The sequence below is a fragment of the Spirosoma endbachense genome (genome assembly GCF_010233585.1).
Classification (GTDB): domain Bacteria; phylum Bacteroidota; class Bacteroidia; order Cytophagales; family Spirosomataceae; genus Spirosoma; species Spirosoma endbachense.
Map to the genome: position 1 here is coordinate 4269125 of NZ_CP045997.1, position 14568 is coordinate 4283692.

The 14568-nt window shown below is 45.5% G+C and carries 13 protein-coding genes; 2 read left to right on the plus strand and 11 right to left on the minus strand.

Going from position 1 to position 14568, the window contains the following annotated elements; translation table 11 throughout:
* The first annotated feature begins 149 nt into the window (after positions 1-149).
* Both GJR95_RS17165 and GJR95_RS17170 read left to right on the plus strand, forming a co-directional pair.
* On the plus strand, positions 150-977 hold the full coding sequence (locus tag GJR95_RS17165) for a helix-turn-helix domain-containing protein (RefSeq protein ID WP_162387032.1): 828 nt from the start codon (positions 150-152) through the stop codon (positions 975-977).
* A 79-nt stretch (positions 978-1056) separates the two neighbouring features.
* Positions 1057-1872 carry an oxidoreductase gene (locus tag GJR95_RS17170; RefSeq protein WP_162387033.1) on the plus strand — a complete coding sequence of 272 codons (816 nt, stop codon included), beginning with the start codon at positions 1057-1059 and terminating at the stop codon, positions 1870-1872.
* A 261-nt stretch (positions 1873-2133) separates the two neighbouring features.
* Here GJR95_RS17170 and GJR95_RS17175 read toward each other — a convergent pair whose 3' ends face one another.
* From GJR95_RS17175 to GJR95_RS17225, 11 genes are all read right to left on the minus strand, one after another.
* On the minus strand, positions 2134-2475 hold the full coding sequence (locus GJR95_RS17175) for a YciI family protein (RefSeq protein ID WP_162387034.1): 342 nt from the start codon (positions 2473-2475) through the stop codon (positions 2134-2136).
* Between the two features lie 36 nt (positions 2476-2511).
* Positions 2512-2850, minus strand: a complete 339-nt coding sequence (locus GJR95_RS17180; RefSeq protein ID WP_162387035.1) for a YciI family protein — start codon at positions 2848-2850, stop codon at positions 2512-2514.
* Positions 2851-3370: 520 nt separating this feature from the next.
* A complete protein-coding gene (locus GJR95_RS17185) occupies positions 3371-6067 on the minus strand; it encodes a sigma-54-dependent Fis family transcriptional regulator (protein WP_162387036.1) in 2697 nt (898 codons plus the stop codon).
* Between the two features lie 66 nt (positions 6068-6133).
* Complete coding sequence (xth, locus tag GJR95_RS17190; RefSeq protein WP_162387037.1) at positions 6134-6907, minus strand: exodeoxyribonuclease III; 774 nt, start codon at positions 6905-6907, stop codon at positions 6134-6136.
* A gap of 158 nt (positions 6908-7065) precedes the next feature.
* On the minus strand, positions 7066-8073 hold the full coding sequence (locus GJR95_RS17195) for a hypothetical protein (protein WP_162387038.1): 1008 nt from the start codon (positions 8071-8073) through the stop codon (positions 7066-7068).
* Positions 8074-8131: 58 nt separating this feature from the next.
* Positions 8132-9139 (minus strand): bestrophin family protein, encoded by a 1008-nt coding sequence (locus GJR95_RS17200; RefSeq protein ID WP_162387039.1) that lies wholly within the window; start codon positions 9137-9139, stop codon positions 8132-8134.
* 95 nt (positions 9140-9234) lie between these two features.
* Positions 9235-10293 carry an alpha/beta fold hydrolase gene (locus GJR95_RS17205; protein WP_162387040.1) on the minus strand — a complete coding sequence of 353 codons (1059 nt, stop codon included), beginning with the start codon at positions 10291-10293 and terminating at the stop codon, positions 9235-9237.
* Between the two features lie 290 nt (positions 10294-10583).
* The gene (locus GJR95_RS17210; RefSeq protein WP_162387041.1) at positions 10584-11339 is read right to left on the minus strand and encodes an SDR family oxidoreductase; all 756 of its coding nucleotides are present in this window, start codon (positions 11337-11339) and stop codon (positions 10584-10586) included.
* Positions 11340-11933: 594 nt separating this feature from the next.
* Entirely contained in the window at positions 11934-12386 is a 453-nt protein-coding gene (locus tag GJR95_RS17215) for a carboxymuconolactone decarboxylase family protein (RefSeq protein ID WP_162387042.1), read from the minus strand.
* 601 nt (positions 12387-12987) lie between these two features.
* Entirely contained in the window at positions 12988-13179 is a 192-nt protein-coding gene (locus GJR95_RS17220; RefSeq protein ID WP_162387043.1) for a hypothetical protein, read from the minus strand.
* A gap of 92 nt (positions 13180-13271) precedes the next feature.
* A complete protein-coding gene (locus GJR95_RS17225; protein ID WP_162387044.1) occupies positions 13272-14567 on the minus strand; it encodes an NAD(P)/FAD-dependent oxidoreductase in 1296 nt (431 codons plus the stop codon).
* Between the last annotated feature and the right edge of the window lies 1 nt (position 14568).

The window sequence follows — 14568 nt, forward strand, 5'->3', positions numbered from 1 at the left end:
GTTTCCTGGCATGTAAATAGTCAGTTTCATTGCTGGATAGAAATGCTAACAGATTCAGCCATGCAATCAATCTGCCCTCTGTTACATTATATATCACTAAACAGAAACTGCCTTGACATCTCATCATAAACTACCTGTAGAGAATTTTTATGAGAATAAATACTGATATGCAGATAACGCAAACCGGCCTGTTTTTTGCCTGTAATGGAACGAACGAAGCGGTTTTCGAAGAGCTTGTACCCGAACATATGCTGACACATGTGTATGCAGGAAGAGTTTCCGTAACAACAGCGGATAAAACATTTTCGCTTTCCGCCGGACAAACCGCCTTATTTGCCCGAAATCAGCTGGTTAAATTCACGAAATTACCAGAAGGCGATAGCCCCTATACGGCCGTAACCTTGTTTTTTACCCAACCTTTTTTACAACAGTTTTTCACAACTCTACCGCTACCGAAACGATCAGCAACCCATCCTTCGATTGTGCCCATCGCGCCACACCCGCTGCTGGAAAATCTGTTCGAATCTATCGCACTATATGCAAGTCTGACTAAGGAAGCTATTCCAGATGAGTTGGCGTTGCTCAAAGTAAATGAGGCTATTACCCTAATTAGGATGCTGAATCAGAGCGCGAATAATCTGCTTTCCGATTTTTCTGAACCGCACAAAATTGACCTGGCCGATTTTATGAATAAGAATTTTATGTTTACTATTTCGATACCAAGATTTGCCTATCTGACTGGCAGAAGTCTGGCTACCTTCAAGCGGGATTTTCAAAAAATATTTGGCAATACACCCCAAAAATGGCTGACAGAAAAACGCCTGGAATACGCACATTTCCTGATTGCAGAAAAACAGCAAAAGCCATCACAAGCCTATATCGAAGCCGGTTTTGAAAACTTTTCGCACTTCACCTACGCCTTCAGGCAACTATTTGGCTACACACCTTCCTCAATTTCTGAGCCGGTCAACAAATAAATGTTGAGCCTGTGAACACAATAGGGAAGAATGCACTAATCTACTTTTGTCCTATCGTTAAAACTTGATTTACAAGGAAATGGCTGATAAAGTAGTATTGATTACGGGCGCTTCTTCAGGCATGGGAAACGCAACTGCTAAGCTTTTGATTGAAAACGGTTACATCGTTTATGGAGCAGCCAGAAGAATCGAAATGATGAAGAACTTAAAGCAGCTAGGGGCGAAAATTTTGCAAATGGACGTTACCGATGACCGCTCCATGCAACAGGGTGTTGAGGAGATCATTAAAAATGACGGACGCATTGACATTCTGATCAATAATGCCGGTTTTGGTTCGTTTGGTGCACTGGAAGATGTGCCGATGGCCGAGGCTAAATATCAAATGGATGTCAATGTATTTGGCCTGGCTCGGTTAATCCAACTGGTTTTGCCGTATATGAGAAAACAGGGGTCCGGTAAAATTGTCAATATTACCTCAACGGGGGGAAAGCTGGCTAGCCCGCTGGGAGGGTGGTATCACGCCAGTAAATTTGCGGTCGAAGCATTGAGCGACAGTTTGCGAATGGAAGTCAAGCCATTTGGTATCGATGTCATCGTTATTGAGCCGGGTGGTGTGAAATCTGAATGGAACGATATTGCCATGAAGAATTTGCACGATGTATCTGCCGGAAAAGCGTACAGCCAAACCGCTGAAAAAATTAGTAACCTTGCCGATAAAGTCAAATCAAAAAGTGCTGAACCTGACGTAATTGCTACGTTGATCCTCAAAGCCATAACCGCTCAAAATCCCAAAACAAGATACTATGGGGGTTATATGGCCGGAATGGTTTTATTTCTAAAAAAAATACTTTCAGATAAGCAATTTGACCAGTTAATGTTGAGCCAGATGAACTAAGTAGATGCTAAACCAGGTCAGTTGAATCGAATGAAATCAACCTGTCAATCTTCCGATGGGAAGTTGACAGGGCCTGGTCCAACGCTGTCAAAGTAAACTAGTGCTTAAACCTATAAGGTTTTTGAAACCTTATAGGTTTGTCATCAAGCACATTTATGACTAGGACCTATAAACTAGAAATTGGAAGAACACTAGTCGGAATTTAAATGCTTGATATAGGCCAGGGCCAGCAAAATAAACCACTTCAGTGGCTACATTGAGTCAATTTCCATGGCGGATCTCTACAGTACCTCCTAGTTCAAAGATTGGGCAATTTCTTGCCAGATGAATAGCCGCTTCGTAATCACTGGCTTTTATAATGGTTAACCCAACAATCGATTCGTTCAACTCAGTATAAGAGCCATCGAAGTCGGCATTCCCCTGCCGGATCACCTTACCCTGCGGGTCCAGCCGTTGAACTGGCCAGGCCAATAAGCCTTGGCCAGCCAGGTTATTATACCATTCCTGCCAATGCGTAAGGTATACATGCATCACCTCCGGAGAAGTTTGTACTTCTTTTGTTTTGTAATCACTTCGGAAAAGCAAAAGAAAATCAGTCATCATATTCAATTTAGTTGGTTTCGGAATTGCCTGACTGGCTCAAGTTAGCATGCGTATTTCGACGGTTCCGTCTACTTCCAGGATGGGGGCATTTTTGGCAATTTCTTCGGCTTCATAGTAATCATGGGCGCTGATAAAAATTAAGCCGATCACAGAACTATTGCTTTCCAGATAAGGCCCGTCTGTCACTTTCTCGTCCTGATTTAGTACCAGTCCCTGCATATCCCAGCGTTGAACTGGCCTTGCCAGTTTGTTGAGGGCAGCTAGGCTTAGAAACCAATCCTGCCAGTGTTTACGATGCTTTGACTGCGCTTCCCCTGCCGGTTGTACTTCCGTTGTTGTATAATCCCTTCGAAATATCAATACAAACTCGTTCATTTTTTTTAGGTGGCTGATTACCGTTTTGATACCATGCATACTATGTGTTTACAATACCCATGCCAGATAGTCAAGTGACTGATTGATAGTGCACTATAGCTTTTAATGTGCGCTTTTTTGCGCGATATTTAGCTAATTGACGACCATATTCACTAAATTCAGTTACCCATGATTGGGCTCTCCCTCAGCGGTTTTCTCCGCAACGTCGATACGATGTGGGTTTCTTGAGACTTTGGTGTGGGTTTGTTAATGATGTGATGGCGGTTTCTTAAAACCGACACAGGGCGGACGGTTCGCCGATGCGACGGTTCGCCGATGCGATTCTAAAAACCTCGTAGGCCGGATTCAGTTTCTCAACTCGTGCAGGGTCAGGTTGAAGAACCTGACCTCACACTTCTCACTCAACTCTCCCCTAACCGGTGTCAAAGCGGGTTGCCATCTCAGCAACTGTATGGAGTTAATCATCCACCGGTATGTGATTATAGATAGTCAATAACTACAGAAAGCCAACGCTTTCCATCTATTTCGTGAAATAGTCAGACTTTACAATAGACAGTTTTTTGATCTTGGAATGCAGTGTTGTAGCTGGAATCGCTAGAAACTCAGCGGCTCCGCCAGTGCCTGAAATCTTTCCGTTAAACCGCTTGAGAACCTCAATGATATACGAACGTTCAACTTCATGAAGTGTTCGATTTGAAAGGTCCACCGTTTCTTCACGTTCATTTCGATTTTTGGGTAAATGAATTTCCTGTAGCACCGTTCCACTGGTTAACAGCACACTTCGTTCGATCAGGTGTTCAAGCTCTCTGATATTTCCCGGCCACGAATACACTTTTAGTTCCTGAATCACTTTGGGGGAAATCGCATTTACTTTTCGTCCGGCGTTCTTGCTGTACCGATTAATGAAGAAACTGGCCAATGGCGCTATGTCCTCGACTCTATTCCGTAAAGGTGGTAGCTGAATCGGAAATACATTGAGTCGGTAATATAGATCAGATCGGAACCTGCCTGCTTTGACTTCCTCTTCCAGATTCCGGTTGGTGGCCGCAATAATGCGAACATCTATTTTAATCGTGCTCTTTCCACCGACCCGCTCCAACTCTTTCTCCTGGAGAACCCGTAACAATTTAACCTGCGATTCCAGAGGCATCTCCCCAATCTCATCCAGAAATAACGTGCTGTTATTGGCCAGTTCAAACTTGCCAATCCGTTTATCCAGGGCACCCGTAAAGGCTCCCCGCTCATGGCCAAATAGCTCGCTCTCAATTAGATTGGCTGGTAAGGCCGCACAATTCACCTTGATCATTAGCTTATTTTTCCGGGAGGATGCATTATGGATGGCCCGCGCAATCAATTCTTTGCCGGTGCCAGTTTCGCCCAACAATAACACGCTCGACGACGATTCAGCCACCAGTGATATCAGATGGTACACTTTCTGCATTTCGGGTCCACTGCCGATGATGTCCGAAAAATTGTAAAGGGTTTTTATCTGTTCTTTCAGGTGATCATTTTCGACTTCCAGCAATTGTTTGTAAGTCAGCACTTTTTCATTCGCCCTGATATTCGATATGGCTATTGATATTTGAGCGCAGATTCCTTTCAGAAGGCTCAGATTAATGTCGTCGGTTAAAAGCCAGAGTGTTCCCTGATCAACATGCCCGACGCGAAGAGCGGCCCCGTATGCATTCTTAAAGCCTACTTTTTTCCATAATTGAACGTATTGAGCACTATTCCCTTTTTTTTCCTCTGCCTTTATATTAAAAATAACGGGTTCACTGCTGGTAAGCACCTGGGCAGATAGGTATTCGTGAATAGTTATATTTTTAGAAGCGAGTTGATTAAAGTTCTCTTCTATGCCGGAAAACATTGCTTTGTCATACATATAAGGAGTCAGCGTTATTCCATCATCGTCGAGGATACGTATCATGGCCAGCCTTATATTCAGGACTCGCTGTAAAACACTGGAAATGGCCACTTCTAAATCCGCTTTTGTTCGGACACCCGCTATGTCCTGACTAAAATCCAGCAAGAACGATTTTTCACTTTCCTTATTAAGCAGCTCCTCATTAGCTGAAATATTACTTGCGGCTGTAGACAACTGACTGGATATTCGCTCTATAATTTGAATGGCAGACTGGTCGAACGTGCCGGGCTGATCCGAAAATAGAATTAAACTGTGCTTATGCGGATGGTCACCAGGGAGGATTTTAATCAGCATTTCCCTCGCACCGGCCGTGTAATTGAGCTTAAACCAAAGTGGTGCCGCGTTGATGTCAAACGATTTCATATCGAGGACCAGCGGCTTTTCGGAAAGCAGGGCTACATCATAGATTCCATCCTGAACTTGGTTAGGCGTGGTGATCGCTTCAGTATAATTTGAATATTCTGTATATCGTGATTCAGAATCTGTCAGAAACGCCATGTACGTTTGGTCGGTTTCATCCAAAATCGTCATGACACTATGCGTGAAATTGATTAACTTCTTGAGGCTATGGTTGATGACATTTAATAAATCCTTCCGATCACGAACCATTACCATATCGTTACTTAGCGAAAGTAAGACTTCATTGATCCACTCTTTATGCCCGATTTCTTCGTACTTGATAATATTAGAGACCGCGCTGGAAATCTGTGGTGCTATCCCTTTTATAATACGCTTAAATTCAGGCGTAAAGCTGTCTGTCCTGTCCGAATAAATATGTAAGAAACCCATGGTTTGCATCTTACTCTTCAGGGGCGTCATCAGAATTTCCCGAATGCCAACGTCATAATTTGCCCGCAGAAATGAAGGACTTTCAGGAGCATGTATTATTTCTTCCAGCAAAAAGGACGAAGGTTCACCGGAGCTGATCACTTGCCGAATAAACGGCTCATTGAGCGTAAAATGCTTATTAATTAACGAACCATACTCTTTGTGGTTTTTAATTGGCGACGAAGCCGGATCGAGGAGAAAAGCAGAGTACGTTTCCTGTTGAGGATCAATCAGGGTAACAATGGCATGGGTAAAATAAAACAGCCCTTTAATTCTGGATGAAAACAGGATTAGCAGGTCGTTTTTTTCTCGAACCTTCGTGATGTCATTCCCTAAGTCCAGCAGAATATCCCGATCCCGCTCAAGCAGGTCGATTTGGGTTTGCAATGATTCTACCGCAACTTCGTCTGGCCTGGTTCGGGGTGGATTTTCATCAACAGGGTCAAGCGTTTTTGACTTTTTCATACAGTTGGGATTACTGATTGTTTTCCGGTCTGTTGGGAGCGAAACAACGTTTTTTCGTTTTAGAAACTACGATGATAACTCAATCCAGGTGGGGGCATGATCACTGGATTTCTCCCAGCCTCTCACCTGTCGGTCAACTCCACCCGAAACCAACCGCCCAGAAAGTGGTGGACTCAACAATATATGATCGATACGCAGACCTGCATTTCGATTATACGCATTCCGGAAGTAATCCCAATAAGTATAAATCCGTTGAGCAGGAGCTAGTTTCCGAATCGAATCTAACCAGCCCATTTCCAGGAGACTTGCATAGGCAGCCCTTGTTTCCGGACGAAACAACGCATCATCGATCCAGCGCTCAGGATTATACGCGTCCAGATCGGTCGGAATGACATTGAAATCACCCGCTAAAATTGTGGGTGTGTTTGTTTCCAGAAGATTGGCCGCGTGGGTTATAAACCGGTCGAACCAGCGCAACTTATAGTCAAATTTTGGGCCGGGGAACGGATTTCCATTGGGCAGATACAGGCAGCCAATCCGTATATCCCTATACGTGGCCTCGATGTATCGGCTTTGGTCATCCTGATCATCACCCGGAAGAACCCTTCTACTTTCCTGTAGCTCATCACCCCGCGACAGGATGGCTACTCCGTTCCAGCTTTTCTGCCCTTTCCAGATGGCTCTGTATCCAGCTTCAAGGATCGCCTGTTCCGGAAATTTATCCTGAGGTGCTTTTAATTCCTGCAAACAGACAACATCCGGAGTAGTTTCGGATAACCACTGCAACAGTACTGGTAAGCGAGCGTTGATTCCATTTACATTATACGTGGCAATTCTCATACGTAAAGCCTGTTTAGCAACTCAGTCCATAAATGTAAACTCAATTACGCATTGGCCAGGTAAATTTTGTCAACATGTAGTCGCTGATCAATAAAAAGTCCAGACTTTTTCGAGCTATTGGCCAGACAATTATGGGGCCGTTTGACCAGATCGATTTATTACTGATAAAGATACATCGTTTCCGGTTTTTGAAGTTCGTCAGCCCATCGGTTTATGTAGGCGATCAGGTCGTTCTGGTCCGGATGGACTCTGAGTTCACCATGACTGCCAAAAACGATAAGACCAAGCGCCAGGCAATGGGCCATATCAAGTTGGAGCAACAAGCCCAGACTAAATCCTTCAATGAAATGTTGCCGGGCATCGGCGGCTATCTCAATGGAAGGTGCTACCTTCTTACGGGCCAGGATAAATTGCTCCTGTTTGGTAAACAGAATGGCGTCAGTAGTCGAATAGATCAGCAGCCGGGCGATGTTCATGGTTCTGAAAATGGAAATATACTTTCGTTTCAGGTCGAGAAAGTTGTGATTACTTACCGGGGTATCCCGCTGAACGCCGTTGAGTACTCTCCAGAGGTTAATCGCTTCGCCTTCATCCAGCGCAAACGTAACCTGGCCATAGAGTGAAAAGTCGCTGATGATATCCAGCGCTTCATCGACCTGAAAGGAAAGCTTCGTGAGCGGATCACCCAGATAAAAAATAAACTCCAGGTCTTTTTTCCCAATGGGTTTAATGACATCGGTCAGCAGGCTGTTCCACAAATCAGACGCACCGGCCAGGCTCGACCAGTCATTAAACGCAATTGTCCGGCAGTTCCGAAAGAAGACCTGTAACTCCTGAGTCACCGCATTACCCGTTAAGAACCGCCATTGGTCTCGTACGCTCCCTGCACTGGGGATGTCTCCACTGAGTCTGACCAGTGGGGACAGGTCTGGCATCGCGTTTAAGGTCAGACTGCGGATACCCATTAACTGTAGAATCTCGGGCAAAACAGCCGTATGGATACCCAGTGCATTCACTTCCTGGTTTGCTGTCGATGGATCAGGCTGGTTATTCTTCTGTGAACGGCTCAGGTAAAGGTTAGGCAAAACAGTAAAGGCTTGTAGCTGCGACTTCAGGTCCATCAGAACGGGGCCTGGATTCAGGATTTCCAGATTAAATGCTTCCATGATTAATTCATTTAATGGTTATTGAGGCTACCTGACTTATAGGCACCAAAAAGCAATTTTATAGAATGATATCGTGTTGGGGTTGTAGCTCGGCGGGTAGATCAACTTCCCCCAGCATCTGCCGAAGCTCAATCTCAAGTTGTCGGCCCATTTGCGAAATCGGTACATCGTTGGCGCTGCCTTCAAATGGGTTTTCCGTACTTTCTCCTACCTGCTCCAGCGAGGTATACATCCAGGAAATAAGCATGCTGAAGGGTATAACCAGCCACACCATATGCCCCCTTAGCGGACCAGCAACTATGTGGTTGAGCTGGTCAAAATCCCGAAGTATTCCGAAAGGCAGCAGAAAGCAAAAGAGCCATACGAAAAAGGTATTGATAATGGCGTATTGGCGCGGATAAGGCGAGTCTTTCAGTTGCTCGCTTTTCCCCTGCTGAAGGAAGAAGTCCTTGATGACCCGCTCCATTTCCACCAGTTGTAATACAACGATTTCCCCATTTTCATACAAGGCTTTAACGGTCCTGCTTTGAAAAGCCAGAAGTTGAGTCGCTTTATTTTTGATTGGTAAAATCAGTTCTAATTCATGATCGGGTAAGTATCTGGCCAGCTCGCTGTCCAACGATGCCTCCCGTTCGGGAATTGAATAAAACTGCTGATATTCAGTATTATGCTTTTTGCTGGTGCTTTCCCATACCCGATCTTCCCGTAAATAATACCGCATAGCGGTCAACCAGGCAATGTGGCGGTAAATCAATTCTTTGCTTTTTGGGGGGTTATTAAAAAAGTCCAGACTGATTATTCCCCAGTATCGGCTCAGACTCAATAGATCCGTCCAGACTTTCTGACCTTCAGCGGCCCGGTTGTAGGTCTGCGTATTTTTAAACCCAACCGTGAATGCTGTGGCCGTTCCGAGCAGAGCCACAACGGGCCAGGGAACGGTCAGCCATTTCAGCCCAAAAACCTCATAGAGGAGCACTGGCAGAAGCCCAAGTATAAAAAGGGCATACGTTTTGCGTCTCGTCCAGATCAGGAATTCAGATAATCGATAGGATTTGCCGATGTGCATACTATTGAATTTTTTAATTAGCGTTTACCTAAACTTTGTGTGTATCGGCTGCCTGGCTGAAATTGGGACAACTCGCTGATACCGGCGTACCCGACTCATTGTTGTTTCGACGCAAGCTCCCAGACTGCAGCATTAAATGCGGCCGGATTTTCCTGGGGAAGATTATGGCCAGCTTCCGGAATAATACGATGCTGACGCCAGCCGGAAAACTTTCCGGCCGTTGCCTTGCCATCGGTTGCCGGAACAACCCCATCGGCATCGCCATCTAATGTGATCGTCGGAACCGTAATTACGGGTTGCAGGGCGAGTTGCTTCTCCATATCCTGGTACATTAAGTAGCCATCGGCAAAACCCAGGCGATGACGGTAGGAATGGATGACCACGTCGACATAATCCGGGTTATCGAAAGCGGTTGCACTGCGGTCAAATTCAGCATCGGTAAACCGCCAGTTTGGTGAGTTACGCGTCCACATTAACTGCGCAATGTCACGCCTATTTGCGGTTAATCCGGCCTTGCCACGCTCGGTCAGAAAATAATACTGGTACCAGAAACCGGCTTCAATTGGTGCAGGGAGCGGTAGTGTTGCTTTGGCAATATCCTGGATCAGGTAGCTGTTGACCGATACCAATCCCATACATCGCTCCGGCCAAAGTGCAGCAACGACGCAGGCTGCACGGCCACCCCAGTCATAGCCTGCCAGCACGGCACGAGATATGTTCAGTGCGTCCATCAGGGCAATGACGTCAGCGCCGAGGGAGGCCTGTTGCCCGGATCTGGGCGTTTCTGAACGCAGGAAGCGGGTCGATCCATGACCGCGTAAGTAAGGCACAATGACACGGCAGCCACGGGCCGCCAGCATAGGCGCTACATCAACAAAGCTATGAATATCATAAGGCCAGCCATGCAAAAGAAGTACCGGAATACCGTCGCTGGGGCCTAACTCAGCGTAGCCAATCGTTAGGACACCCGCATCAATCTGCTTCAGGATACCGAATGAACTGTTTGGCTCCTGCCTGAAGGTGGATGAAGCGGCCTGATTTACCTTGCCGGAACGTACATCCGCAGATCCAGCCATAAGGAAAGGTCCGACCGCAATAGTGATAGCCGCAGTCGTCAAAAGGCGACGACGTTCATAGTTGAGTTGTTCCGACATAGTTCATTTGCATTAGTTTCCAGTAGCTGTGGCTTGCATTCAGCGTTTAGAAAAGTTTTGCTTTTAACAAGCGGGGAAAACAGTTAAACCTGTTTAAGAAAGTTTCTGTCCATTGTATCATCGTGTTGCTGATCGGATTTCGCGGGGACACCGCGCCGACGTGGGTTGTCCCGTGCACGAACGGGTGGAAAGTGCACGCCCCTTACAGCATCCTCGACGAACTGACACCCGTCATCTTCGTCACGATGGACAGAAACCAACTGGAAATATTTTGTTGTGAACGTATGGGTCTATACGTTTTGTAGCTGCTTACTTAACCATTTCTTGAAATCAATTGAACCAAGCCGTGGATTATCGCCGGGAATAAGCATCAGGTTCGTTAATTCAGCGCCAAAGTAACGGGCATGAACGTCGGGTGATACCGTTCGTGGATCATTGACCAGCTTAAGATATTGCTGTACCAAATCGGAAAGACGGAACCGTTCGGGCCCGGCGATTTCAACGGTAGCGTTGAGTGGGGCTCCCACTGTGAAGTCAGTCATGGCGGCCGCTACATCTTCGGCGGCTATCGGCTGCACAAAAGCAGGCGAAAGGAAGACCGTTTGCCCGATCGTACCCGATTGGGCAATGCCACTCAGGAACTCGAAAAACTGCGTTGAATGGACAATTGTATAAGGAATTTTAGATCCTCTTATCAACTTCTCCTGAGCGATTTTTCCGCGGAAATAACCACTTTCTGACAAGCGCTCCGTTCCTACAACCGACAGGGCAACATGGTGTTTAACACCGGCAGCTTCTTCGGCGGCAAGCAGATTGCGCCCCGATGTCTCGAAGAATTCCAGCACCGCCTTGTCTTCAAATGAAGGGGAATTTGCTACATCTACAACGACCTGCGTGTCTTTAAGCACTTCAGCCAGTCCTTCGCCGGTAATCGTATTGACACCCGATGCGGGTGATGCGGCAATTGTTTCATGCCCAAGTCGGCGAAGTCTGTCTACCAGTTTCGAACCAATGAGTCCACTACCTCCAATTACAACGATTTTCATAATTTAACTTGTTTAAAAATAGTTTGGAAGATTGTTTTACGTTTACAGCAAAAATCAATGCTTATACTTCAGCTGAGTTTTTCAATCTGAGGCCGGAGGGGTAGTTTATTTTAATTGATTTCAACCTCAGATGTACTGATAAATAGACAATCAGCGTGCCATATAGGTAAATGACTGTATATCAGTGAATAATGCTGAAAGTAGACTAAATTTATCCACTGTATTTCGCCAAATAACTGGAGAGACACGAAATACAGTCAACTTTAGAGCTTCCTTATCGATCCGCGAATTAGCCAGTAAAGCAGTCGATGTGGTGTGGGTTTCTTAAAACCGACACAGGGCGGACGGTTCGCCGATGCGACGGTTCGCTGATGCGACGGTTCGCTGTGGCGATTCTCAAAATATATCGGATGCAGTTTCTATAAATCGCAAAGGTCAGGTTTAAGGACCTGACCTCACGACAATTTATCGTACTTTCCTAGATGGCATAGTACGGAAACAAGGCAAACCAGACAAGGGAGCCATCAATGCGCCCTGCCTGGTTTGCCTACCATTCTTGCTGTCTTCTGCTACAATCGATTGTTCACAATGTTCTTAGCCAAACTGCCCGACCGTATAACTGCCTGGTGTATTGGGGAAAGCAAGATTAATTCGATTCCAGGTGTTAATATTTGTTATAGCCAGCGTCAGGTCAATCAACTCTTCATCAGAAAACTGGGCTTTTGCCTGGCTATAAACAGCATCGGGCACATCACATTTTGTTACGGCCTCAGCCCACTCTAGGGCCGCTCTTTCCCGCTCAGAATAATAGGGCGTTTCGCGCCAGGTGCTCAATCCATACAAACGTTGTTCTGTTTCACCTTTTGCTCGGGCTTCCTTATAATGCATGTCAAGGCAGTAAGCACAGCCGTTTATCTGCGAAACCCGGACATCTACCAGCTCCTGAAGTTGGGTTTCTACCGGTGACTTTTTTAAGTAGCCACCGGTGCCGAAAAGTGATTTTAGGGCACTTTGACCCTTCTCGAAAACATTCAGTCGTTTTTCCATTTTAAGCACTAATTAATTGATGTTCAACAGTTAAAAATTAAGAATTGAGTTTTGCCAAATGGCGGTTGATTACAGACAAATCCGAGACATTACCCACGAATGAGCATACTCTGAATGCGCTGGTTATCTGTTGTATTCGCTAGTCTAAATGGGAGATTCTGTGATCGGTTGCCATTTGATCCAATAACACGGGCAGCAATTTCCTTTAAAGCGACCCAACGCTTATTAAGGCTTGAAACACTTATGGAGGTGGAGCAATTGCCCAGTTGCCAGGCATTTCCAAGACATTTCGATAATTCTTTTGGTTGCTAACTGTACTTTATAAACGTCACCCAAGACGACCCGTTTAAAACCTCTTGATCTATGAATTCGTCAGTAAAGCAGATCGATGTAGTGTAGGTTTGTTTACGATGTAGGATGATGAGGTGTGGGTTTCTTAAAACCGACACAGGGCGGACGGTTCGCCGATGCGACGGTTCGCCGATGCGACGGTTCGCCGTGGCGATTCTAAAAACCTCGCCGTTAGGTACCCCAACCCGCAGAGATCAGGTTTAAGAACTTGACCTCACGCCCAAAATGCCAACTCAGCAATTTGACGAAGTTAATCCCGCACCAGTAGTGGATTTAGCTCAGATTCATCATCGATTTCAAACGATTGTTTGATGTTATAAGCTACAGGGACATAAGCTGGTACAGAAAGCGTTATCAGCCTTCGTTCTTTCAGATTGTTGAGAATACGCATAACCTCATCTGAGTTGTTTTCAGAGAAGATGCTAAGCAGGAATGTTTTCATTGTTCAAAAAAGTTTTAATGTTTTTAAAAGATGCTGTGGAAGACGGTTTTTAACGAATGAAACAAGCGTCAGGCTACAACCTGTTTGACCCATCATGACACCCGGTTTTCCCTGTTTTCTGAGCGGAAAATCATCCGCAAAGCCTGGTCTCTTGTTAAGTAAGCAACGGTCCAGTTATAAAGGGTTTTTATGATATTCGTATAGTTGACCAGGGAAATTAAGTGAATGAACAACCAGCTCGTCAGGCCAAGTAACCCACCTAAATGAAATTTATGCTTGAACAGATCAGCATAGGCATGTTTCCTGCCTATTATCGCCATTTCACCTTTGTCGAAGTAGCTGAAAGGTTTCAAGGGCTTTCCTTTTGCCAGCAACAACAAGTTCCTGGCCAGCGCTTTACCCTGCTGAATAGCCGGTTGCGCGAGTTGCGGGTGCCCTTCCGGATATGCATGATCTGTAAACTGGATACTGTTATCGCCGATTGCATACAGGTTATCGTAGCCAAGGATTCGATTGTATTGGTCGGTGATCAGTCTATGTCCTTTCCCAATGCTGCTTTCTGCTATCCCTTCGAACGTATTCGCAATAACCCCGGCAGCCCAAAGCAGTGTTTTGGCTTCGATTATCGCACCAGTAGACAAATACACTTTATCATTTTCATACAGCATTACGCGGGTGTTCAGGAGTACGTGAACGCCCATATGAGCAAGGGTTTTGTAAGCCGCCTTGTGTGTTTTTTCACTCATCGGCGCCAAAAGATGTGGAGAAGCATCGATAACGTAGATTTCGGCCAGATCCTTTTGTATTCCCGGATAGTCATTATTGAGAATATACTCTTTCATTTCGGCGAGCATTCCTGCTACTTCTACACCCGTTGGCCCACCTCCGGCGATAACAATTGTCAGTAACTGCTTCTTTACAAGCGGATCATTTTCCAGCGAAGCAGCTTCAAGTGTTTTAATTAACTCATTCCGCATGTACAGGGCATCATCAATGCCTTTTAGCGAAAAAGCATTCCGCCGAAAACCTTCACTGCCAAAGAAATTTGTTTTGGAACCGGCCGCAAAAATCAGTATATCATAACCCATTTCACTGCCATCCGTTAAAGTCAAGGTGTTTGCCTCCGTATTTACCTTCAGGAGCGTAGCCATTCTGAAGTTTAGATTTTTCCCTCTAAAAAGTTTTCGGAATGGATAACTGATGCTGGATGGTTCCAGAAAACTGGTTGCAACCTGGTAAAGCAGCGGAGTGAAATAATTATAATTATTCTTATCGATCAATGTAATCTCATAAAATGGATTGTTGACTAATTGCTGGCATAAACTAAGCCCTGCAAATCCACCGCCAACAATAACAACCCGTTTTTTGACTGTACCAGCGCTTTTCATT